Origin of the sequence: Pseudomonas sp. 2(2015) (assembly GCF_000955865.1) — a bacterium.
Classification (GTDB): domain Bacteria; phylum Pseudomonadota; class Gammaproteobacteria; order Pseudomonadales; family Pseudomonadaceae; genus Aquipseudomonas.
The window spans coordinates 630725-651859 of record NZ_JYOF01000003.1 but is presented as its reverse complement, the minus strand read 5'-3'; the positions used below and the strand labels follow the sequence as shown (position 1 = coordinate 651859).

The 21135-nt window shown below is 59.9% G+C and carries 19 protein-coding genes; 9 read left to right on the top strand and 10 right to left on the bottom strand.

The window, feature by feature from the left end; all coding sequences use genetic code 11:
• Window positions 1-198 precede the first annotated feature (198 nt).
• Together rssB and rssC are read left to right on the top strand one after the other, a co-directional pair.
• Window positions 199-1383 carry a two-component system response regulator RssB gene (gene rssB, locus UB48_RS05885; RefSeq protein WP_045194857.1) on the top strand — a complete coding sequence of 395 codons (1185 nt, stop codon included), beginning with the start codon at window positions 199-201 and terminating at the stop codon, window positions 1381-1383.
• Window positions 1380-1862 carry an anti-sigma factor antagonist RssC gene (gene rssC, locus UB48_RS05880; protein ID WP_038994382.1) on the top strand — a complete coding sequence of 161 codons (483 nt, stop codon included), beginning with the start codon at window positions 1380-1382 and terminating at the stop codon, window positions 1860-1862. The genes rssB and rssC overlap by 4 nt, the downstream gene beginning before the upstream one ends.
• A 40-nt stretch (window positions 1863-1902) precedes the next feature.
• Here the strand turns inward: rssC and UB48_RS05875 are convergent, their stop codons facing one another.
• The 4 genes from UB48_RS05875 to UB48_RS05860 all read right to left on the bottom strand — a co-directional run bounded on the left by UB48_RS05875 (window position 1903) and on the right by UB48_RS05860 (window position 8409).
• Entirely contained in the window at window positions 1903-3798 is a 1896-nt protein-coding gene (locus tag UB48_RS05875; protein ID WP_045195729.1) for an alkaline phosphatase D family protein, read from the bottom strand.
• Window positions 3799-3957: 159 nt separating this feature from the next.
• Complete coding sequence (gene tal / locus UB48_RS05870; protein WP_045194856.1) at window positions 3958-4884, bottom strand: transaldolase; 927 nt, start codon at window positions 4882-4884, stop codon at window positions 3958-3960.
• 125 nt (window positions 4885-5009) lie between these two features.
• Window positions 5010-6020 (bottom strand): tRNA dihydrouridine(20/20a) synthase DusA, encoded by a 1011-nt coding sequence (dusA, locus tag UB48_RS05865; protein ID WP_045194852.1) that lies wholly within the window; start codon window positions 6018-6020, stop codon window positions 5010-5012.
• Window positions 6021-6426: 406 nt separating this feature from the next.
• Complete coding sequence (locus tag UB48_RS05860; protein ID WP_275559030.1) at window positions 6427-8409, bottom strand: AIPR family protein; 1983 nt, start codon at window positions 8407-8409, stop codon at window positions 6427-6429.
• A 572-nt stretch (window positions 8410-8981) separates the two neighbouring features.
• Here UB48_RS05860 and UB48_RS05855 point away from each other — a divergent pair.
• A complete protein-coding gene (locus tag UB48_RS05855) occupies window positions 8982-9443 on the top strand; it encodes a hypothetical protein (protein WP_045194846.1) in 462 nt (153 codons plus the stop codon).
• Window positions 9444-9474: 31 nt separating this feature from the next.
• On the opposite strand, the gene UB48_RS05850 is transcribed toward UB48_RS05855, so the two are convergent.
• Window positions 9475-9921: an acetyltransferase gene (locus tag UB48_RS05850; RefSeq protein WP_045194844.1), complete on the bottom strand. Its 447-nt coding sequence runs from the start codon at window positions 9919-9921 to the stop codon at window positions 9475-9477.
• Window positions 9922-10190: 269 nt separating this feature from the next.
• Between UB48_RS05850 and UB48_RS05845 the strand changes: the two genes are divergently transcribed.
• From UB48_RS05845 to UB48_RS05825, 5 genes are all read left to right on the top strand, one after another.
• The gene (locus UB48_RS05845) at window positions 10191-10853 is read left to right on the top strand and encodes a hypothetical protein (RefSeq protein ID WP_045194840.1); all 663 of its coding nucleotides are present in this window, start codon (window positions 10191-10193) and stop codon (window positions 10851-10853) included.
• 431 nt (window positions 10854-11284) lie between these two features.
• Window positions 11285-12241 carry a LysR family transcriptional regulator gene (locus tag UB48_RS05840; protein ID WP_045194839.1) on the top strand — a complete coding sequence of 319 codons (957 nt, stop codon included), beginning with the start codon at window positions 11285-11287 and terminating at the stop codon, window positions 12239-12241.
• A gap of 118 nt (window positions 12242-12359) precedes the next feature.
• Complete coding sequence (locus UB48_RS05835) at window positions 12360-13925, top strand: PAS domain-containing methyl-accepting chemotaxis protein (RefSeq protein WP_045194838.1); 1566 nt, start codon at window positions 12360-12362, stop codon at window positions 13923-13925.
• Between the two features lie 9 nt (window positions 13926-13934).
• Window positions 13935-15692 (top strand): bifunctional diguanylate cyclase/phosphodiesterase, encoded by a 1758-nt coding sequence (locus UB48_RS05830; protein WP_052676489.1) that lies wholly within the window; start codon window positions 13935-13937, stop codon window positions 15690-15692.
• Between the two features lie 77 nt (window positions 15693-15769).
• Window positions 15770-16405 carry a hypothetical protein gene (locus tag UB48_RS05825; RefSeq protein WP_045194835.1) on the top strand — a complete coding sequence of 212 codons (636 nt, stop codon included), beginning with the start codon at window positions 15770-15772 and terminating at the stop codon, window positions 16403-16405.
• Here UB48_RS05825 and arsH read toward each other — a convergent pair.
• The 3 genes from arsH to UB48_RS05810 are packed head-to-tail and all read right to left on the bottom strand — an operon-like array spanning window position 16376 to window position 17908.
• Window positions 16376-17068, bottom strand: a complete 693-nt coding sequence (gene arsH / locus UB48_RS05820; protein WP_045194833.1) for an arsenical resistance protein ArsH — start codon at window positions 17066-17068, stop codon at window positions 16376-16378. The genes UB48_RS05825 and arsH overlap by 30 nt on opposite strands.
• Before the next feature lie 12 nt (window positions 17069-17080).
• Window positions 17081-17551: an arsenate reductase ArsC gene (locus UB48_RS05815; protein ID WP_045194831.1), complete on the bottom strand. Its 471-nt coding sequence runs from the start codon at window positions 17549-17551 to the stop codon at window positions 17081-17083.
• 12 nt (window positions 17552-17563) lie between these two features.
• Window positions 17564-17908 carry a metalloregulator ArsR/SmtB family transcription factor gene (locus UB48_RS05810; RefSeq protein WP_045194829.1) on the bottom strand — a complete coding sequence of 115 codons (345 nt, stop codon included), beginning with the start codon at window positions 17906-17908 and terminating at the stop codon, window positions 17564-17566.
• A 170-nt stretch (window positions 17909-18078) separates the two neighbouring features.
• Here UB48_RS05810 and UB48_RS05805 point away from each other — a divergent pair, with 170 nt between their 5' ends.
• Complete coding sequence (locus tag UB48_RS05805; protein WP_045195724.1) at window positions 18079-19119, top strand: DUF1176 domain-containing protein; 1041 nt, start codon at window positions 18079-18081, stop codon at window positions 19117-19119.
• Between the two features lie 73 nt (window positions 19120-19192).
• Here the strand turns inward: UB48_RS05805 and UB48_RS05800 are convergent, their stop codons facing one another.
• Together UB48_RS05800 and UB48_RS05795 are read right to left on the bottom strand one after the other, a co-directional pair.
• Complete coding sequence (locus UB48_RS05800; protein WP_045194827.1) at window positions 19193-19978, bottom strand: sulfite exporter TauE/SafE family protein; 786 nt, start codon at window positions 19976-19978, stop codon at window positions 19193-19195.
• Window positions 19979-20478: 500 nt separating this feature from the next.
• Complete coding sequence (locus UB48_RS05795; RefSeq protein WP_045194826.1) at window positions 20479-21102, bottom strand: helix-turn-helix domain-containing protein; 624 nt, start codon at window positions 21100-21102, stop codon at window positions 20479-20481.
• Window positions 21103-21135: the final 33 nt, after the last annotated feature.

Here is a 21135-nt window from a genome sequence, read left to right as displayed (position 1 = left end):
AAAGAGCATCGGCGACCATCGGTGTGCCCTTGAAACGCCCGGCGGATGGGAGTACCGTCTGCGCCTTACAAGGCACCTCTGCTATTTGCCGGACAGGTTTTGATGTCCTACAACTCATAGAAGAGTAGCTCGAAGTGAATCCAGTACGTGGGCCGATGCTCACCTACGCCCAACCTATTCCTGGCGCCGTTTGCCCACATGCAGAAAACCAGTGCAACGCTGCTGATAATCGATGACGACGACGTCGTACGTGCGAGTCTTGCCGCCTACCTGGAAGACAGCGGTTTCAGCGTCCTGCAGGCAGCCAATGGCCAGCAGGGCCTGCAGGTCTTCGAACAGGAACATCCTGATCTGGTGATCTGCGATCTGCGCATGCCGCAAATGGGCGGCCTGGAGCTGATTCGCCAGGTAACCGAGCGCGCGCCGGAACTGCCGGTGATCGTGGTATCGGGCGCCGGGGTGATGAACGACGCCGTCGAGGCCCTGCGCCTGGGCGCGGCCGACTACCTGATCAAGCCCCTCGAAGACCTCGCGGTGCTCGAGCATTCGGTACGCCGGGCCCTGGACCGCGCGCGTCTGGTGCTGGAAAACCAGCGCTACCGGGAAAAGCTCGAAACCGCCAACCGCGAGCTTGAGGCCAGCCTGCACCTGCTGCAGGAGGACCAGACCGCCGGGCGTCAGGTGCAGATGAACATGCTGCCGGAAAGCCCCTGGGTGGCCGACGACCTGTCGTTCGAGCACCAGATTATTCCGTCGCTGTACCTGTCGGGCGACTTTGCCGACTATTTCCGTGTCGATGACCGGCGAATTGCCTTTTACCTGGCAGACGTTTCCGGGCATGGCGCGTCTTCGGCCTTCGTCACCGTGCTGCTGAAGTTCATGACCACGCGCCTGCTGTTCGAGTTCAAGCGCGGCGGCAACTTGCGTGACTTCAAGCCGTCGGAGGTGCTCGGGCACATCAACCGCGGCCTGATCAACTGCAAGCTGGGCAAGCATGTGACCATGGTCGGCGGCGTGATCGACGAAGACACCGGTATCATGACCTACAGCATCGGTGGTCACCTGCCGTTGCCAGTGCTGTACACCCCGGGCCAGAGCCGTTATCTGGAGGGCCGCGGATTGCCGGTCGGCTTGTTCGAGGAGGCCACCTACCAGGACCACGTCCTGGAGTTGCCGCCGCAGTTCAGCCTGACCCTGCTGTCTGATGGCATTCTGGACCTTTTGCCCGGTGACACACTCAAAGATAAAGAGGCGGCCCTGCCTGAAATCATCAAGGCCGCAGGCGGTAGTCTGGATGGGCTGCGCCAACGATTCGGATTAGCTACGCTTGGGGAGATGCCGGATGATATCGCCCTATTGGTGTTGAGCAGGAACCTTCAATGAGTACGGGTAGAATCCAGTTCGCCGAGCAGAATGGCACCTTCGTGCTGAAGTTTGTCGGTGAAGTGCGCCTGACCTTGTGTTCGGCGCTGGATGCGACGATTGAAAAGATCTTCACGGCGCTGAATTTCTCGGCGATCGTCATCGATCTGACAGAAACCCACAGCATCGACAGCACCACCCTGGGCTTGCTGGCCAAGCTCTCGATCCTGTCGCGGCAAAAGGTCGGGTTGTTGCCGACGGTGGTCACCACCCACGCCGACATCACCCGCCTGTTGCAGTCGATGGGTTTCGACCAGGTGTTCAACATCGTTGACCGGCCGATCCCGTGCCCGGAATGCCTGACCGACCTGCCGTCGCAGGATCAGAACGAAGACGTGGTGCGCTCCAAGGTGCTTGAGGCGCACAAGATCCTCATGGGTCTGAACGATTCCAACCGCGAAGCCTTCCACGACCTGGTCAACGCTCTCGAGCGCACCTGATCGTCGACCGGGCGCCGTTCTGGCGCCGGTCAAAAATCACTTAACAGTCAGCTTCGCGCGGTGGAAACTCGGTCGCCGCGCTGCCATCGGCGTTGAGCTGGAAAATCCGCGCCGGCTGCCCCTGTTCATTGAAAAACACCTGGCCCAGGCCCGCGCTGTTCCACAGCCGCTCGCCGGCCTTGCTGTGCGCGGGTGTGCGCGGCATCACCTGCATTTGCCGGCGCTTGGTAAACCAGTTGAGCGGTGAGCGTGGCGAGTACAGCCAGCGGTTGAGGCGATCGAAGGTGTCCAGCAGACGCTTGGGGAACTGGTTCTTGATGCCGCTGCTGGTGATCTGCCACAGGTGCGGGGCGCGCTGGCGGTGGCGGATCAGCACCTCATAGACGAACGAGTAGTGCACGTCACCGGAGAGAATCACGTAGTGCCCCGGTGTGCGCGAGTGGCGGAAGATGTTCAGGATCACCTGCGCCGCGCCGCGATGGGCCATCCAGTTCTCGGCATCGACCAATAGCGGATAACCCAGCCAGCTGAATACCCGCTGCACGCTCTCGATCAGCTTGACGCCGAAGATCGGCGCCGGCGAGACGATGATCGCCGAAGGATGGTCGAGCAGCGCCTGCTGCAGCTCGCTTAAGGCTTCCCAGTCGAGCAGGCCCGAGGGTTTGTTGAAGTTGCTTTCACTGCGCCAGCGCCGGGTGCGGGTATCGAGCACCAGCAGCGCCGGGCTGCTGGGCAGGACGAACTGCCAGCCCTGAAAGCGCAGCACCTCGTTGATCAGCGCATCCTGCAGCGGCGTGTCGAGGTAGTCATCGGCGTCGGCACTGTGGCTGAAGGCTTGGCAATGCTCCAGTAGCCCGGTAAAGGCATCCGGGTTGTTGCCCCAGCCCTGGCACAGCATATAGCCGAGCAGGGCGTTGCCGATGATGCGCTTGGAGAACGGGTGGCCGTAGGCGGTTTCTTCCCATTGCGCCGACAGGTTCCAGTCATCGGTGATGTCGTGGTCATCGAAAATCATCAGGCTCGGCAAATGCGCCAATACCCGCGCCACCCCGCCAAGGCCGCTGGCAAAGCCGTCGATCAGTTGCTGTTCCTGGCGGTAGCGGGCCTGGCGCTCGGCATTGAGGCCGGGTGGCATCTGCACGTCAATCAGGCCCCAGGGCAGCGGGGACCAGACCAGCAGGTACATGGCCATGACTTCGGCGAAGGTCACCAGGTGGTTGTCGGCGTTGCTGCTGGTGAAGATCGGCTTGCGCGTGCCGCCGAAAAAGCGCTCGCGCAGGGTTTCGTTGCTCTCCAGTGCCGGCAGCAGGTCGGCGCGGTGGTAATAGCTGGCCGGGTGCTGGTAGAGCGCGGCGCTGTCATCGACCACCGCGCCTTGCAGGTGCTCGCCAAACAGCCCCAGGCGCTCGATCAGCGCATGTATGGCGCGCAGCATGGGCCCGGCGACATCGTCGGCATACACCTGGTCACCGCTCATCATCAGCAGGGCCGGGCGCTGCAATGGCGTGGGATGTTCCAGCAACAGGCGATCGGCGCACAGCAGGCCGTCGGCCGCCGGGTGGTGGGGTTTGCGGCAGGAGCCGTGGAGCAGGTGCTCCAGGTATGAACGCAGGACGAAATTCGGCCGTTGCGCGCCCGGGTAAAGCAGGTGTGGTGCGTAGTCGGCGATGCCCTGGTTGTTGAAGATCAGGTCGTAGTCGATCTGCTCATCGCACGGCAGCGGGCTGTCGAGGCGGATGTCGAGCAGGTGGACAAACGCCTGACGGCCAATCGGCACAACCTTGCAGTGGATGTCGGCGCAAACGCCTGCGCAGCTCAGTTGCAGTTCAGCTTGCAGCGGCTCGCAGGCTACCAGCCAGAACACGATGCGCGTGGGTTCGAGGCGGCGCAGCAACGGGCCGGCCAGTACCAAGGGCAAAGAAGATGCATCGGTTATCGACAACGGAGAAGGCGCCACAAGATTGGGAGGTCAGGTTGATCCGGGATGCCTGCTATGCATGCAGTACCTGTGGGAGCTGGCTTGCCAGCGATTGCAGACGACGCGAACCGAGTGATGCTCCGCGCAATCTACCTCACTGGCAAACCCAGATTTGTATCAGGCCTTTGCCGCCAACAACGCCTCAAGCTTCTCCTGATCCCGGGCAAACTGGCGAATCCCCTCAGCCAGCTTCTCGGTGGCCATGGCATCTTCGTTCGACGCCCAGCGGAACTGGCTTTCCGTCAACTGCTGGCGCGCCTCGCCGGTTTTGCCAGGCTTGAGGATGCGCGGCAGCTCGCCCTGATCATCGTTCAACTGCTGCAGCAGCTCGGGGCTGATGGTCAGGCGGTCACAGCCGGCCAGTTGCTCGATCTGGCCGATATTGCGAAAGCTCGCGCCCATGACCACGGTCTTGTAGTTATTGGTTTTGTAGTAATCGTAGATGCGCGTCACCGACTGCACGCCCGGGTCTTCGGCGCCGACGTAGTCCTTGCCGGTGGACTTCTTGTACCAGTCGTAGATGCGCCCCACGAACGGCGAAATCAAGAACACCCCGGCGTCGGCGCAAGCCTGGGCCTGGGCGAAGGAGAACAGCAGGGTCAGGTTGGTCTGGATGCCTTCCTTTTCCAGAACCTCGGCGGCGCGGATGCCTTCCCAGGTCGAGGCCAGTTTGATCAGCACCCGGTCACGGCCGATACCGGCCTGGTCGTACAGCTCGATCAACTGCCGGGCCTTGGCCAGCAGCGCCGGTTGGTCGAAGGACAGGCGGGCGTCGACCTCAGTGGAGATACGCCCCGGAATCACCTTGAGAATGCCGGCGCCAACCGCCACGGCAAAGGCGTCACAGGCGAGGCCGACATCGCCCTTGCTGTGCGCGACCGATTGCTGGAGCAGCTCGGCATAGCCAGGCATGGCCGCGGCCTTGAGCAGCAGCGAAGGGTTGGTGGTGGCATCGACCGGTTTCAAGCGGCTGATGGCATCAATATCACCGGTGTCGGCAACCACAGTGGTGAACTGCTTGAGTTGTTCCAGCTTGGAAGTCATGGGCGTGCTCTGTCCTGTGCAATGGATCGACATTACCCGAGCGCTGCCAGCCGCTCAAGGGCTGGCTGGCAGGCGGGGCGAAGGGGATAAGCCTTCGAGTGCCAAAGCGCGCACAGGTTCCGGGGTTAACGCCCCTGCAGCAGCTCGCCGGCCTGGTCGAGCAGGGCAAGTGGGTCCTTGCTCTTGTGGATATCCACCGACAGCAACTGGCGAAACTTGCGCGCCCCCGGGAAGCCCTGGCCAAGGCCGAGAATATGCCGGGTGATGTGATGCATGGCGCCGCCGCAGGCCAGGTGCGCAGCAATATAAGGGCGCAATTTGGCCAGCGCTTCGCTGCGGCTGATCACCGGCGCGCTGCTGCCGAACAACTGCTGGTCAACTTCGGCCAACAGATACGGATTGTGATAAGCCTCGCGTCCGAGCATCACCCCGTCGAAAACCTTCAAGTGCTCCTGGCATTCGGCCAGGGTCTTGATCCCGCCGTTGAGCACCAGCTCAAGGTCCGGGAAGTCGGCCTTCAACTGCGCGGCGACGTCATACCGCAGCGGCGGAATCTCACGGTTCTCCTTCGGCGACAAGCCTTCAAGAATCGCAATGCGCGCATGCACGGTAAAGCTGCGGCAACCGGCATCGCGCACCTGACCGACGAAATCGCACAGCTCGGCATAACTGTCGCGGCCATTGATACCGATGCGGTGCTTGACCGTCACCGGAATCTGCACCGCATCCTGCATTGCCTTCACGCAATCGCCGACCAGCGCCGGATGGCCCATCAGGCAGGCGCCGATCATATTGTTCTGCACCCGATCGCTCGGGCAGCCGACGTTGAGGTTGACCTCGTCATAGCCTGCGGCCTCGGCCAGCTTGGCGCACTCGGCCAGATCAGCCGGCACACTGCCGCCCAACTGCAGCGCCAGCGGATGCTCGGCCTCGCTATGACGCAGGAAACGCTCGGCATCACCGTGCAGCAAGGCGCCGGTGGTGACCATTTCGGTGTAGAGCAGGGCGTTGCTGGACAGCAGGCGCAGGAAGAACCGGCAGTGGCGGTCAGTCCAATCCATCATAGGCGCAACGCTGAACCGGCGAGACGGCTCAGGGCGCGGGTTTACTGGGGTTGAGGCGGATTCTAGGGGCATGTTCTACGACGCATTTGCAGCCATTCAGGGATGTTTTGCTCTGCGCGGTTTGTTACAGCTTTCCGGCGCGAAGCAAAAACAAAGGTGCTCTAGTCTACCAAGAGTACCGAGCGTTCGCTCGTAAGCAGGCAACCCGGCCTTGGGCGAAGCGACGACATACTACCAACTGCGGTCTCTTTGAGCGCCATCAGGAACACTCCATTAGCAAAAGCGTGGGGCAAAGATGGGGTAAGTCGTACGCCAAACCACGCCATCCAGCGCTAACTACAGCCTTTTAGCTACAGCCAAATAAAAGCCCGAAGCCCTTTTAGACTGGGGCTTCGAGCTTTCTTGCGTCAGTACTCCAGCACAATCGGGGTATGTGCAGGTATCTGATGCAACCACTCCCCGGTCCTTACGCAACGTTTCATTGGGACTGAATGGCTGCAATGGAAAACGGGTGGGATTTTAACTTCCCTGTGAGATGGCTAATTATTTCTTCAACTTTTTCGATGTTTGCAAAGAATCTTGCAGGGTACGCATTCGTATAATTGTGCTCAATGTACTGCTCAACTTCTTCGCATAGGAATTCGAGTTTTTCAAGCAGTTGTGGCTCATTTGGTTGCACAATTTCTGTTGCATTGAAAATCCCACATGTCTCTCGAAGTAAAATAGAAGTCAGCACCCTATTTGCATGGGTAACGATTAAATGTTGCTTCCGTTTTGCTGCTCTGTCGATACCTTCAAGCTTTTCAGAGATTAATTTCTCGACGGTGCGTAAGTGCGTGACGGAATTGATTACCTTAATCCCTGATACTGTAGGGTTAAATATGGTCTTGTAGAAGTTTCCGTCAAGGCTTTCGAAAAAGCGACCTCGCTTTACTTTGAGTGTGGTAAGTATGGAGGAAGACTTGGTTAGGCAAGCAAGCCCATCAAGTGCTTCATCAAGATCAATAATAGTTTGTTCATTGGGTGTAGTTTGGCCCGATGTTCTGAGCAATTGATATTGGTAGCCCTCAACAGCCAGTTCTTTTGATAGTCTTATCTGCTCTGGGTGTTGCGAGGCGAAGTCTCGACCTAATACTCTGTTTTGGTGGTTGTTGGCTTTTGTAATTGCTGTTGCAATCTCGGCATTTTCAGTGTCGTTGACTTTTATGAATCGCGCGGAAATCTTAATTTGAGATAGGGCGGTGCTCCGCTCTTCAGTGTTGCCTTTGAATATCTGTCCAATAGTGCTCACTGTTTGAGCACCATTTATAATGCTGACATTTGAGAATTTGAAGGTTCCCCTGGCTGTATCTCTGCTAGCATTTCTACGATGGGGTTGTATGTCTGATACTAGCAGTGTTATGCCGTTATTGTAGTACCAGAACATCTCTGGTTCATTGTTGGCCGTTTCCTTAATTGAAGAATTCACCTCTGTGTCGCCTAATAAATTTCGTATATTCCTAGAGAACAGTCGAGTGCCGTGAGATTCCCACCACTCAAGAATTTGGTCTCCACCAATCTGACCGTAAAATGATATGTAAGGCTCTTTTTTCTGACCATAGTCCTCGATCTCAACATCGTCGAGGTCGATGCTTACATGAGTTCCTGCCTGTAGCCATTCAGTTAAATCCTCGGCAGACACTAAGTGGACTTGGAAAGGTAGTTCATCTTGGGAAAGTGTATCGGGTGCAAGCGCTGCGGAGTTTAGTTCGTCTTGCCAAGTTTGCATATCACTAAGGATAGCTTCGGCGGCTCCTCGTTTTCCAGTGTGCGCCATGACAAAAAGAAATTTATAATCCTGCGAGCTTAGCCCTGTGTCAATATCTGCTGACATTGATTGTAGGATTTCATCAAATCTATGGTACTCCTCAAGTTGCAGCTTCTCGCAAGCGAATTTGAAGGCTACGAAGTCATCTTTCGTCCACGTCCCATTGCCCGCTTGGTTGAACTTTGACTGCACCATGACAACCAATTTTTCGTTGTGGTTTACGCAGATTGCGTCAATACCTCCATCGTTGGAACTATCGCATACACTCTTGCCTGCGATAATCTCGTCAACGGAGGCTAGGCTATAAATTGAAAAGGCTGCAATAGCGCGGCTTGCCATTTTAATGTCGTAGTCGGACATTTCTGGGGTGCATTCACGCTTATGTATGTGGTCTTGGAAACGCTCGCGAAGTGTTTTCCCTAGTCGCTGGGCCACGATTTTTGAAGTGGCGGCAGCTGGGGTTGCATTGTCTTCTATTTTAATATCTTTAATAAAAGCCATGGCAAGCCTTTCATCCTTGTTGTTTAATATTTCTGAGTGAAATTTATTGTCAATAAAGTCTAGCATTAATGTTTGGCGCGGCAACTGCTTCTTGTTGTTGGTATGCTCCAAATCAGTCGGGAAGTAAGGCGGTAATTCTCTACACGTAGTCATGAATCGGCCGTTTCGAAGTATTTGTGCGCGAGCTAACTGGCCAATCGCGGTTCAGTAGTAGAAGCGTTGCCGGGGCGCATACCGAATGGTAGCGCAAGCATGGCCAGTCGTGTTGACTAGCTGCTGCAGAGACAGGCGTGCGAGCGGCAGAAAATTCAAGAGATAACGGGAGAAGAGTTGGTACAAAAATGGTTCGCGATCTCTATGGGAGCGCTGAAGCGCCTAAATTTAAAGGCGTGCGGGGAAAATTTTTCCAGTCCATCATAGGCGCAACGCTGAACCGGCGGGACGGCTCAGGGCGCGGGTTTACTGGGGTTGAGGCGGATTCTAGGGGCATGTTCTACGACGCATTTGCAGCCATTCAGGGGTGTTTTTGCTTTGCGTGGTTTGCTAAAGCATGCCGGCGCTAATCAAAAACAAAGGTGCAATAGTCTATCAAGAGTGCTGAGTGTTCGCTCGTAAGCAGTCTACGACGAGAGGCGTTTCGTACAGCCCCTGAACAGGGCTCATGTAACCCGACAATGCGCCGATACCGTGCTGCGGAAAGTCCATAAAAGGCAGGAGCCTGAACATTGTTCGAACACATCTGGCGCAGCATCCGTTCCCCGGGCTACTTCCCCAACGTACTGGAATGGATGATCGATATTCTCCTCAACCCGTTCATGGTGGTTATGTGCCTGATGGTCGGGGCGCTGGCCGGTAAAGGGTGGCGAGCCATCCCCTATGGCAGCCTCACCTGTTATGTGCTGTTCCTGAGCCGCTCGCCATTCTATCGGTGGGAAAGCATTTTTCCCGTAGCCGGGCTGCCCGCGCTGTTGATGGATGGCGCACTGTTGGCCCTGCTCGGTTTCTATTTGAAGGGCGTACTCAGAACCCGCTCAGCAGCAAGACCCGAAGGTCATTGGTTGCGCTGGCTTTATCAAAGCCTGAAGGTTGTCATGCTGACAATCGTGGTGGTGTTCTGGGTACTCGTTGTGCTGTTTGTCTTGATCTTCACCGTCTCGGTCGCTACCCAACCGTCACTGGCGCACTGACCCAATTCTTGCTTGGCAACCCAGAACCGTTTCAGGCCGTTGCAGCCGGCAAGCTCATGTGCAGCAACGGGAACGGCCGGCCTTCGCCATCCAGCGGCGAACGGCCAGTCTGAACAAAGCCGTAATGCAGATAAAACCCCACCGCCTGGGGATTTTGCTCGTTTACGTCAACGCTCAGGGTATCCCGCGAATCATGCGCGTAATCCAGTAGCGCTCGGCCAATGCCTTGCCCGCGCAGGTCGGGATCAATGAAGAGCATCTCAACGTGGGTTTCGTTGAGCCCGATAAAGCCCAGCGGGCGGTCTTCAGTGTCTACTGCAACCCATAACTCAACCGCGGGTAGGTAGACGTCGCGCAGTTGCGGCAGCAGCGCGTCTATGTCGGATGCTTGCAGGAAGTGGTGGGTGGCGCGCACGGAGCGCAGCCAGAGGTCGAGCAGTTGCGGGTAGTCGGCAGCGTTTGCCTGACGAATGATCATGGAATCATCCTTGTGCACTTGATATCGGAGTAGAGGTACGCCAGGGAAGTGTCGGCATCTGTATGACCGCTTCGCGAGTTAACGCCTGGGCAGTGCACGGCAGAGGTAGCCGAAAAGGAGGGGCGGAAAAATTACTGAGTCTCTTTCGATGTGTCAAGAAAACTGGACGCTTGCGAGGCGTCAAGGAGCAACGCTGGGACATCAGTGCTCAGGATGCGATAGCATTGAGCCATTAACGAAGATTTTGCTCACCTGCAAGGGAATGTCTGATGTCGAAAAAAATGGGTTCTCTCGGATTGGCCTTGGCCGTGACCCTCGGAGCCAGCTCGTCGGCCATGGCCGAAGAAAAGCTGTTCAAGGATTTTGCCTTTGACTCGCCACGGTCAGCCTATACCGAAGCCAAGGGCTATTACGACTGCTCGGAAGATCTTCTCGCTCCCGCCATGTGCAAGGATGATGTGGACTTTATCGGCCACAAATTTACCCTGGCCCTGGTATTTGCAGGCGGCAAACTGAACACGGTTTCGCTGATCAGTGACTTCGATCAGGAGATTTACAACAACGCCATGACAGCACTGAACAAGACGTTCATGTTGAGTTCGATGTCGGACGCCAACACGCAATTGGACTTGATCGAGCTGGCGAGCAGTGCGCGCAATCGCGACGACTACTTGACCCGGTATACCCGCTATGAAGAAGTGGGCGTCGCGGCGGGGGATTTCACTTACACCTTCCTTGAGGGGGCCGATACCTCGAAGAAATACTCCAGTGTCCCCACCTTGCTAAATGGCTCTGCAGATAACATCCGCTGCGCCGAGCTGATGCTGACCGGTGAGGGGGCTGACTCGGCGCTGTACATCCGCTTCTCCTTTCCTAACCTGGAGATGAAAAAAGCCGAAGCTGCGGCGCAGAAGCCGGTCGAATCCTTCTGACCGTCACCGCCAGAGCAAACCCCGCCCCGAGCGGGGTTTTTCATGTCTGTCGGGCAAGCAGAAATAATAAATCTTCCAGGTATTCCAAGTTGTTATAGTTGTGTTCGTTATTTTTATTTCAACTTTGACTGCCTGCTTTATAGGCTGTTTGGAATAGCAAGGAAGCCGCTGCCTTGCCGATGTCTGAAAGTATGTTATGCTCGGAAAATAACCCCCGCCGCACCCTCTCTCCCTACCTGCTTTTCTCGCCTAAATTGATGATCTGCATCAGTTTTTTGCTCGCCTGCGGGCTCTATATTGAATTTAAAGGAATGAACAACTCTCCCCGCCACGCTGCGAAGTTATGGTGTGAAAGTTTATAAAACAATAAGGAATCGCCCGTTAGGTTGAGTGCTGTTTTTACGGCGCTCGATCATCATCCGGTGTTACCCATGAAGTCGACCGTTGTCTCTGTTGCGCGCAAACTCAAACTCTATCAATTGGTGGTCTTCGACCAGGTCCTGCGTAGCGGCTCGCTGGTGGGCGCGGCCCAGGCGTTGAACCTGACCCAGCCGGCCGTGACCAAGATCATCCACGAAATGGAAGCCTTCCTTGGCGCCGCCTTGCTGGTGCGCGGCAACCGCGGGGTGCGTGCCACCGAGCTGGGCGGGGTGGTGGTGCGCCGCGCCCATGCCATGCTCACCGAACTGCGCAGCCTCACCGATGAGGTCAATGCCTACCACAGCGGCACCACCGGCCAGGTCATGGTCGGCTCGCTGACCTCGTCATCGGCCTTGCTGTTGCCGCATACCCTGCGCCTGCTCAAGGAGAGCGCGCCAGGGGTGCTGGTGACGGTGCGGGTCGGGCATATGGACCAGCTGTTCTCAAGCCTGTTGGCCGGTGAGCTGGATATTGTCGTCGGGCGCATTCCCGATGACTGGCGCTGGCACGAGCACGAGCCGCGGCTCAAAGTCGATGTGCTGTGCGAAGAGGGGCTGTGCATCGTCGCCGGTGCCGAGCACCCGCTGCACGCCAGCGGCGGGCCGCTGAGCCTGGCCGAGCTGCATCCGTTCCCGTGGATTCTGCCGCCGCGCAGCGGCCTGTTGCGGCGTACCGTCGACCGCCTGTTCGAGGAACTGGACCTGGGCCCGCCGGCCAACGTCATCGAGTCGATCGCGGCCCTGACCAACTACGAATTGATGCAGGACCAACAGACCGTCGGCTTCTTCCCCCTGCAAACCACCCAGCAACTGGCCCAGGGCGGCAAGCTCAAGGCCTTCGACCTTGGCAAGCCGCTGAGCTTTGGCAGCATCGGCTGCTTCTACTCGGCCAATCGCAGCCTCGACCCGGCCAGCCGGCTGTTCCGTGAATGCCTGACCCTGGCCAACCAGCCCGGCGAGCAAAGTTAACCAGGTATTCCATATCGCTATAGCTACAGCCGCTCTATTCATGAGGTATGGCCAATTGCCACACCTACAATGCGGGTAATTACACCCGATTGATCTCGTAATAACGGATACCCAGCGCATGAGAAGCAATCTGCCGGTCACCCAGCAGGAAGTCATCTTCCAGAACCAACAGCGGCTGATTTCTGCCACCGACCTGCACGGCAACCTGACCTACTGCAACGACGAGCTGGTGGCCATCAGCGGCTTCAGCCGTGAAGAGCTGATCGGCAGCCCGCACAATATCGTCCGCCACCCGGACATGCCCGAAGCGGTGTTCGCCCACATGTGGTCGTACCTCAAGGCCGGCAAGAGCTGGATGGGCATCGTCAAGAACCGCTGCCGCAACGGCGATCACTACTGGGTCAGCGCCTATGTCACGCCGATCCTCGAGGGGGCGACGGTCGTCGGCTACGAGTCGGTGCGGGTCAAGCCGCAGCGTGCCGATATCGAGCGTGCCGCCGCGCTTTACCAGCGCATCCGTACGGGCAAAAAGAGCTGGAGCTTCAAGCACCTGGCCAAGGCTGTGAAAGAGCAGGCGCTGGCGCCGGTGGCGCTTGGCGTGCCTTGCCTTGCCGCCGTGTGGTACCTCGATAGCTGGGCGGCGCTGGCCGTGCTGGCCTGTGGTTTTGTCGGCATGCAGGTGGCTGCGCACTGGAACCTGCAGCGCAAGTTCGACCTGGCCCGGCGTGCCACCGCCGACAGTTTCGACAGCGAACTGATTGCCCGCACCTACACCGACGAGCACGGCGCCGTGGCGCAGTTGATGATGTCGCTGATCAGCGAACAGGCCAAGGTGCGCACCGCCCTCAGCCGTTCCGGCGACTACGCGCAGAAGACCGAAACCATGGCCGGCGAAAGCGGCAAGCTGGCTCAGGCCTCCGAATCGTCGTTGCAGCGCCAGCGCGACGAGACCGACATGGCCGCTACCGCCATGACCCAGATGGCGGCGTCTATCTCCGAGGTTTCGACCCACATCCACGACACTGCCCGTGAGGCCGACGACGTCAACCAGCTGACCCGGGTCGGCTCCGAAGAAGCCGGCAAGACTCGCCTGGTGATCGAGAAACTGCAGGACACCGTTAACCAGATCAGCCAGTCGGTGGAAAATTTTGCCGACGAGACCCAGTCGATCCAGATCGCCTCGAACATGATCCGCCAGATCGCCGACCAGACCAACCTGCTGGCGCTCAACGCCGCCATTGAAGCGGCGCGGGCCGGCGAGCAGGGTCGTGGTTTTGCCGTGGTCGCCGATGAGGTGCGGGCGCTGGCGTTCAAGACCCAGGAGTCGACCGAAACCATTCAGACCATCATCCAGTCGCTGCACAGCGCCGCCAACCAGGCGGTGGATATCGCCCGCCAGGGCAGTGACGAGGCCCATGCCGGTGTCGATCAGGTGATCGCCACCCAGAACGCCCTGGAAGGCATCGGCGTGGCGGTCGAGCATATCCACCAGATGACCGAGCAGATGGCCGCCGCCTCCGAACAGCAGGCCCATGTCGCCGAAGACATCAGCCGGCAGATCACCACCATCGCCCAGGTGTCCGAGCAGAACGTCGACATAGCCGCCAGTTCCGCCAGCATCGGCCGTGAGCTTGAACACACGGCGCATGAAATGTATGCGCTGGTGGACCGCTTCAACCGCTAGGCCGCGATCATGACCCGAGAGGATTTCGACAAGCTTGCGGCCAACGCTGAGCGTGAGCTGACCAGCATTCCCTACGCGATTTTCGAGGCCGCCGCCGATGCGATTGTCATCACCGATGAATGGGGGCGGGTGCAGGCGATCAATGCCGCGGCGCAGAAGCTGTTCGGCTACAGCTTCGCCGAACTTGCCGGTGCGAATATTTCCCGGCTGATGCCCAGGGCCTACGCCGAGCACCATGATCAGTGCCTGGCGTCCTACCGTGCGGGCGGCGGGCGCAAGCTCAACGGCCTGGTGCGCGAGCTGCTCGGCAAGCGCAAGGACGGCTCGTTGTTCGATTTGCACGTGAGTGTCGGCGAGCTGTTGCTGGGTGGCCGGCAACTGCTGATTGGGGTGTGCTATGACATCAGTGAACAGCTGCAGATGCACCGGCGCATCAACCACCTGGCCAGCCATGACACCCTGACCCACTGCATGAACCGCAGCGCCCTGCATACGCGCCTGCAGCAGGAGATCGCCCTGGCGCAAGCGCAGGTGCAGCAACTGGTGCTGGTGTTCATCGACCTCGATGGTTTGAAAATCATCAACGACAACCATGGTCATTACGTCGGTGACCGGGTGCTGGTTGGCGTCGCCGAGCGCTTTCGCCAGTGCCTGACCGGTGCGGGGTTGCTGGCCCGGGTTGGCGGCGATGAGTTCGTGGTGGTGGTGCGTCAGCCGTTTGCCGAACAGGGTGGCATGGGCCTGGCCACACGGCTGTTCGAGTGCCTGCAGGCGCCGCTGCGGATCGACGGCATGGCCTTGGCTGTGCGCGCAAGCCTTGGCGTCAGTACCTGCGCCAATTGCCGGGAAGGGCAAGCGCCGGCGCCGGATCAACTGATCATCGATGCCGACTTTGCCATGTACCAGGCGAAGAAGGCCGGCGGCAATCGCATCGCCTGTTTCAACCCGGCCATGCGCATCACCCAGCAGCGCGAGCAGCAGCGCCTGGAGCGTCTGCGCCAGGCGATCGAAACCGAGCAATTGCAGCTGCATTACCAGCCGCAGTTCGAGCTGGCCGACCCGCAACGGATCACCGGCCTTGAGGCTTTGCTGCGCTGGAACGACGGCGCCAACGGCCCGGTATCGCCCGAGGTGTTCATCCCCCTGGCCGAGCAGAACGGGCTGATGTCGGCGCTCAATGTCTGGGTGGTGACCCGGGCCTGCGCCGACAACCGGGCGCTGATCGAAGCCGGCCTGCTGGATGTGCCGGTGGCGGTGAACATGAGCGGCTACTCGTTCATGCAGTGCGATTTTGTCAGCAAACTGGCGGCGGTTCTCGAGTGCAGCGGCCTGGCGGCCAACCGCCTGGAAATCGAAGTGACCGAAACCGCCGCGCTCAAGGATATCGAGCAGGCCCGGCAGAACGTTTTGCGCTTGCAAGGCATGGGCGTGCAGGTGTCGATCGACGACTTCGGTACCGGCTATTCATCGCCCAGCACCTTGCGCGCCTTGCCGTTCGAGAAGCTCAAAATCGACCGGGTGTTCATCAGCGAGGTGCAGAGCAACCCGATCGACCAGGCTATCGTCAATGGCTACCTGATGCTGGCCGAGAGCCTGGATATCCAGGTGGTGGCCGAGGGCATCGAAACCCGCGAGCAGCTCGATTATCTCAAGGCCCAGGGCTGTAGCCTGGGTCAGGGCTTCTGGTTCTGCCGGCCGTTGCCGATGGACCGCTTGCTGCAGTTCGTCATGGGCCGTGAGCATGCCGGACGTCGGTTGGTGAGGTAGCGCCAGCAAGGCTTGTCTACACTCATCGGTCGCCTGTGCAATGGATGCATGGGGCCATTTCATGGAGATCAGTGGCAATGAATTCGCCCGGAAAAGGACTTCCCGAGACCTTCCTGCAAGCCGCCGCCCTGCGCGAGCACGACCGCTACCCCGAGGATATGGACTGGCAGGCGCTGGTCCATGCGTTTTTCCCCGACAGCGTGGTCGGCATGGCCCAGTCGCTGTCGAACATCACCGGAGCCTTCTATGGCCTGATGCTGGAGCAGGCCGGGGAGATGTTTGGCCGCGAGCACATCAATCGCCTGTCCGAGCGCATGTTCTATCGCCTCGGCCGGCGCATGGCAGCGCGGCACATGGCCAGCCAGGTGCAACTGGAGCGCGACGCCCGTGGCCTCGGCCGGTTGGTGGTGGCGGCGATCTTTACCTCCAGTCCGGAATACCGCCTGCACATCCTCGAATTCGGCGCCGAGCAGGTGTTTATACGCATCACCGGCGCCGATCGCTACCACCGCATCGCCCGTGAACTGGGCTTCGAAGACGTGCTGCAGTGGCCGGTACTGCGCGAGTTTTTCCGTGGGCTGGGGGATGAGCTGGGGATTACCGAGCGCTTCGCACTGGCCATGGAACTGGTAAGCCTGGATGACGACAGCCGGTGCGATTATTCGCTGGCTATCGTCAGGCGCTCAGATCGAACGCTGGCCAACCCGCTGTGACAAAGCCTCGGCCGACTCCTTGCGCTCGGAGTAGCGATCGACCAAATGCTCGCTGCGCCCGCGCAGCAGCAGGGTGAACTTGACCAGCTCTTCCATGACGTCGACCACGCGGTCGTAGTAGGCCGAAGGTTTCATCCGGTCGTTACCGTCGAATTCCAGCCAGGCCTTGGGCACCGAGGACTGGTTGGGGATGGTGAACATACGCATCCAGCGCCCCAGTACCCGCAGCTGGTTGACCACGTTGAATGATTGCGAACCACCACACACCTGCATCACTGCCAGGGTTTTACCCTGGGTCGGACGCACCGCGCCCATGGCCAGCGGCACCCAGTCGATCTGCGCCTTGAACACCGCCGACATGGCGCCGTGGCGCTCGGGCGAGCACCACACCTGGCCTTCGGACCATTGCATGAGGTCGCGCAGTTCGACCACCTTGGGATGGTCCTCGGGCGCGTCGTCGGGCAGGGGCAGGCCGCTGGGGTTGAAAATCCGGGTTTCGGCGCCCAAGTGCTCCAGCAGGCGCGCAGCTTCCTCAGTCAGCAGGCGGCTGAACGAGCGTTCGCGGGTCGAGCCGTAAAGCAGCAGGATGCGCGGCTTGTGCCCGTCATGGGCGGCGTTGGCAGGGATCAGGTCGAGGTCGAGATTGGGCAGTTGATCGTTCATGGGAGAGTCCTTTTACAAGGTGCCGATGCGGTCAATTTCAGCCTGCAGCTGATCGCGGCTCAGGCGCTCGAAGGGCAGGGCGAGGAAGGTTGTGCAGCGCAGCGCGATACGCGCCAGGGTGGCGTCGAAGGCGGCATCGAGCTGGGTGTCGGTGCCGTGGATTTCGGACGGGTCCGCCAGCCCCCAGTGGCTCTTCAGTGCCGGGCCGAAGTACAGCGGGCAGGCTTCGCCAGCGGCGTTGTCGCAGACAGTGATGACGATGTCCGGTGGGTTGTCGGCGAAGGTGTCGTTGCCTTTGCTGGTCAGGCCGCTGATACCGATGCCGGCGCGTTGCAAGGTCGACAGGCTGCGAGGATGCACCTGGCCCTTGGGGAAGCTGCCGGCACTGAGCGCTTCGAAACCGGCCGGGGCCAGGTGGTTGAACAGCGCTTCGCACAGAATGCTGCGGCAGCTGTTGGCGGTGCACATGAACAGGATTCGCATGGGGCGGACTCCTTAGCAGCAGGTTGCGCGGGCAGGGCGATCACCCATGCCATCGAGGCGGGTGCTGTCGGCGCTGAGCCACTGGCCGTTGGCTTCAAGGGTCAACTGCAATACCTGGTTGACCCAGGCCGGCAGTTGCGGGTTAAGCCGGTAGTACACCCACTGGCCCTGGCGGCGGTCGAGCAACAGGCCGCAGCTGCGCAGTTGCGCCAGGTGGCGGGAGATCTTTGGCTGGCTGTGGTCGAGCGCGCACATCAGCTCGCAGACGCACAGCTCACCTTCGCGGGCGATTAGCAGCGTGGCGCGGGCACGGGTTTCATCGGCGAGGCATTTGAACAGGGCGGTGGGGCTGAGCATCGAATCGGCCTTTTACATATGGAAATTCGAATATACGGATTTCCATATGTTTTTGGCAAGCCGGTTGTCTAATCAGCCAGCCGCTGGTGAACTCAGCATCATTACCCTGGAGCAGTACTTTCAGGATGCCCAGCGTTAGAATGCGCCGTTTACCTGAAACGGAATTCATCATGAGCGCACCGTTGCACGCCGCTTTTTTCACCTTGCTGGCCTTGCCCGGTGCTGCCCACGCTGCGGCGGCAGAACCGGTACCGCTGTACCAGCCCCTCAAGGACTGGGTGGTGGGCTGTGACAATACCCGCCAGTGCACGGCGCTGGCGGCCGATACCCGGGCGGACATGCCGCTGGGCATCCAGGTAATGCGCGGGGCCGGCCTCGATGGCCAACTGCAGGTGACGATCTTCAGCAACAGCTCGCTGGAGGCGCCGTTGCAGCTCGATGGCCAGCCGCTGGCACTACCCTTGAGCGAGGCTCAGGAGGACGGCGTGGTGTTCTGGCACGCCAGCGGCGAGCAGGCGATGGCCCTGCTCAAGGCCATGCGCAACGGCGCGCGCCTGACCTCGCAGAGCAATGATGGTGAGCTCGGTAGCTCTCTGAACGGCCTGACGGCTTCGTTGTTGCTGATCGATTCGGTGCAGGGGCGGGCAGGGCATCGCAGCGCCTTGGTGCGCACAGGGGATGCGCCGGATAGCGCCGTGCCTTCTGCGCCAGTACTGCCCAAGCTGGCGCCATTCGTACGCCCCGAGCCGATGGGTGAAGCAGAGGCCAGGCGCATCAGCGAGGTGGTCATGACTGCCACCGCAAACGACTGGCGCGATCCCGACGCGGACTGGACCCCGGACAGTGCCCAGGCCTATGCCTTGAGCAAGGACACGGCGCTGGTGAGCTTTCGTTTCGGCTGCGGTGCCTACAACTGCGAGTACGCGCTGTACACCACTTCGCGGGCGCATCCCGAGCAGGCGAAGGCGCTGCAACTGGAGAAGATTGCGGCGCAGGAGCAGTGGGACGATTTTGGCGGTTCGGTGGGCTATGACCCGGACACCGGGGTGCTCAGCAGTTTCATCCTGGCGCGGGGCATTGGCGATTGCGGCATGGAACAGAGCTGGCGTTTTGACGGGGAGCGCATGCGACCGCGCTCGCTGTCACGCATGGGCAGTTGCACTGGGAACTGGCCAGACAAGTGGCCGGTGCTGTGGCGTACGCAGGATTGACCCTGGGGCTACTGCGTAGCCCATCGCCGGCAAGGCCGGCCCCACAGGGATTGGTGTTGCCTGAAAGCTTTGATCAGAACGCCAGCTTGTAGCCAATCATCAGCAGCATGCCCGCCAGGCACGGGCGCAGGATGCTGTCGGAAATTCGCCCGGTCAGGTGGCTGCCCATGTAGATGCCCGGCAGCGAGCCGAGCAGCAGGTAGCCGAGCAGCGACCAGTCCATGTTGCCCATGCTCGCATGGCCGAGACCTGCGACCAGGGTCAGGGGCACGGCGTGGGCGATTTCGGTGCCGACCAGGCGGCGGGTGACCAGGTACGGATAGAGCAGAAACAGCGCCACGGTGCCCAGGGCGCCGGCACCGATCGAGGTCAGCGAGACCATAACGCCGAGCACCACGCCGGTGACTACGGTCAGCAGGTTGAGGCTGGTGCCGCTCAGGTGGTAGCGGTCGCCGGCGTGTTTGCTGGCGAAGGCCTGGAGTTTGCTTTTGAACAGGATGGCCAGGGCGGTGAGCACCAGGACCACGGCCAGGCCTTGCTTGATAATGGCGTTGGCGGCCTGGGTGTCGGCATCGAGGCTGGCGAGGAACCACAGGGTCAGGGCGGCGGCCGGGACGCTGCCAAGGGTCAGCCAGCCGGTGATTTTCCAGTCGATATTGTTGTTTTTGCCGTGGACCCAGACGCCGCTGGCTTTGGTGATGGCGGCGTAGAGCAGGTCGGTACCTACGGCGGTGGCGGGGTTGATGCCGAACCACAGCAGGATCGGGGTCATCAGCGAGCCGCCGCCGACGCCGGTCATGCCGACGATGAATCCAACTACCAGGCCTGCAATGGTGAAACCGAAAGAACCTACATCCATAAGTAACCTAAACGCCCAACGTGCCCGTGATCGGATGGCAGCCAGCATAAAGGTTTTTTTATAGCCAAATAGACTTGTTCGTTATTAGGTTATAACCGGTGGTGGCTGTGAGAGGAGGGGCTTATCCGGTTGTGATGGTGGCGCGGAGTCACCTTTCCGCCCTTACGGCGGGTTACTTTGGCAGTCGCCCCAAAGTAACCAAAGGGCTTGCCCCACCAGGGGCCCTACGCTGCGCTTCGGGTCCCCTCGCTCCGGCGTCGCTACGGGGCATTGCGAACTACGAGTTGCAAGCAACTCTACGTTTCGCAACTTCGGCTATCGCCGAAGGTGCTGCGCACTCGCCCCTTCGCAACACCTGCACTCGGCCCTTCTGGTTAACGGGGCTGGTAGATCAAGATCAAGAGCACAATTCGCTTCGCTCTTGTTGAGCGCGTAGCGCTGTGGGAGCGGCGGCGCGACGTCTCGACTTGACCCGCGATGCGGTGTTACAGACAACGCTGTTACCGATCCGTCATCACCACCATCACATGCGCATCGCCGCCATCTTCCGTCTCGGAAAGATAAATATGCCCGACATTGCTGTTGAAGTAGGCCGTCTCCTGGGGGCCGATACTCACCGCCTCACCGGTCTCGAATACGATGCGCACCCGCCCGCTCAGCACCAGGGCAAATTCCTGCCCGGGGTGGCGGATGAATTCGTCGAACTGTTGCCGCTCGCGGGCGATGATCCGGGCGTACATCGGGGTCATCAGGCGCTGCGGGAATTCGCCGGCAATCGGGTGGTAGTCGTAGGTGCCGGTGCTGTAGCCGGGGGCGCTGGGCAGGGAGTTGACCACGACGGTGGTCGGCACTGGCACATCGCTTACGCCTGAAGCGCGAAACAGCTGGGCGATATCCACCTGCAACGCCCGCGCCGCCGCCGCGAGTTTTTCGTAGCTCACCGAGACCTGCGCCAGTTCCATTTTCGACAGGGTCGAGACCGGTACTCCGGACAGCGCCGAGAGTTGCTTGAGCGTCAGTTGCTGGGCCTTGCGCACGCTGCGCAGGCGCGCGCCGACTTCGGCGCGGTCAATCAGCGGCAGCGCGCCAGGGCGGGTGTCGGCAGGGGAGCGGTCGGCACTCATCAAGCATCTCGGTCAGGCAAAACGGATGCGCAT

Excerpts from the sequence above, each read along its gene's own strand:
- rssB (WP_045194857.1), top strand. The coding sequence starts at position 199 with ATGCAGAAAACCAGTGCAACGCTGCTGATAATCGATGACGACGACGTC.
- UB48_RS05810 (WP_045194829.1), bottom strand. The coding sequence starts at position 17,908 with ATGCTCAGCCCCACCGCCCTGTTCAAATGCCTCGCCGATGAAACCCGT.
- UB48_RS05800 (WP_045194827.1), bottom strand. The coding sequence starts at position 19,978 with ATGGATGTAGGTTCTTTCGGTTTCACCATTGCAGGCCTGGTAGTTGGA.
- UB48_RS05815 (WP_045194831.1), bottom strand. The coding sequence starts at position 17,551 with ATGCGAATCCTGTTCATGTGCACCGCCAACAGCTGCCGCAGCATTCTG.
- UB48_RS05830 (WP_052676489.1), top strand. The coding sequence starts at position 13,935 with ATGACCCGAGAGGATTTCGACAAGCTTGCGGCCAACGCTGAGCGTGAG.
- arsH (WP_045194833.1), bottom strand. The coding sequence starts at position 17,068 with ATGAACGATCAACTGCCCAATCTCGACCTCGACCTGATCCCTGCCAAC.
- UB48_RS05860 (WP_275559030.1), bottom strand. The coding sequence starts at position 8,409 with ATGACTACGTGTAGAGAATTACCGCCTTACTTCCCGACTGATTTGGAG.
- dusA (WP_045194852.1), bottom strand. The coding sequence starts at position 6,020 with ATGCCCCTAGAATCCGCCTCAACCCCAGTAAACCCGCGCCCTGAGCCG.
- UB48_RS05850 (WP_045194844.1), bottom strand. The coding sequence starts at position 9,921 with ATGATCATTCGTCAGGCAAACGCTGCCGACTACCCGCAACTGCTCGAC.
- tal (WP_045194856.1), bottom strand. The coding sequence starts at position 4,884 with ATGACTTCCAAGCTGGAACAACTCAAGCAGTTCACCACTGTGGTTGCC.
- UB48_RS05805 (WP_045195724.1), top strand. The coding sequence starts at position 18,079 with ATGAGCGCACCGTTGCACGCCGCTTTTTTCACCTTGCTGGCCTTGCCC.
- UB48_RS05845 (WP_045194840.1), top strand. The coding sequence starts at position 10,191 with ATGTCGAAAAAAATGGGTTCTCTCGGATTGGCCTTGGCCGTGACCCTC.
- UB48_RS05835 (WP_045194838.1), top strand. The coding sequence starts at position 12,360 with ATGAGAAGCAATCTGCCGGTCACCCAGCAGGAAGTCATCTTCCAGAAC.
- rssC (WP_038994382.1), top strand. The coding sequence starts at position 1,380 with ATGAGTACGGGTAGAATCCAGTTCGCCGAGCAGAATGGCACCTTCGTG.
- UB48_RS05825 (WP_045194835.1), top strand. The coding sequence starts at position 15,770 with ATGAATTCGCCCGGAAAAGGACTTCCCGAGACCTTCCTGCAAGCCGCC.
- UB48_RS05840 (WP_045194839.1), top strand. The coding sequence starts at position 11,285 with ATGAAGTCGACCGTTGTCTCTGTTGCGCGCAAACTCAAACTCTATCAA.
- UB48_RS05795 (WP_045194826.1), bottom strand. The coding sequence starts at position 21,102 with ATGAGTGCCGACCGCTCCCCTGCCGACACCCGCCCTGGCGCGCTGCCG.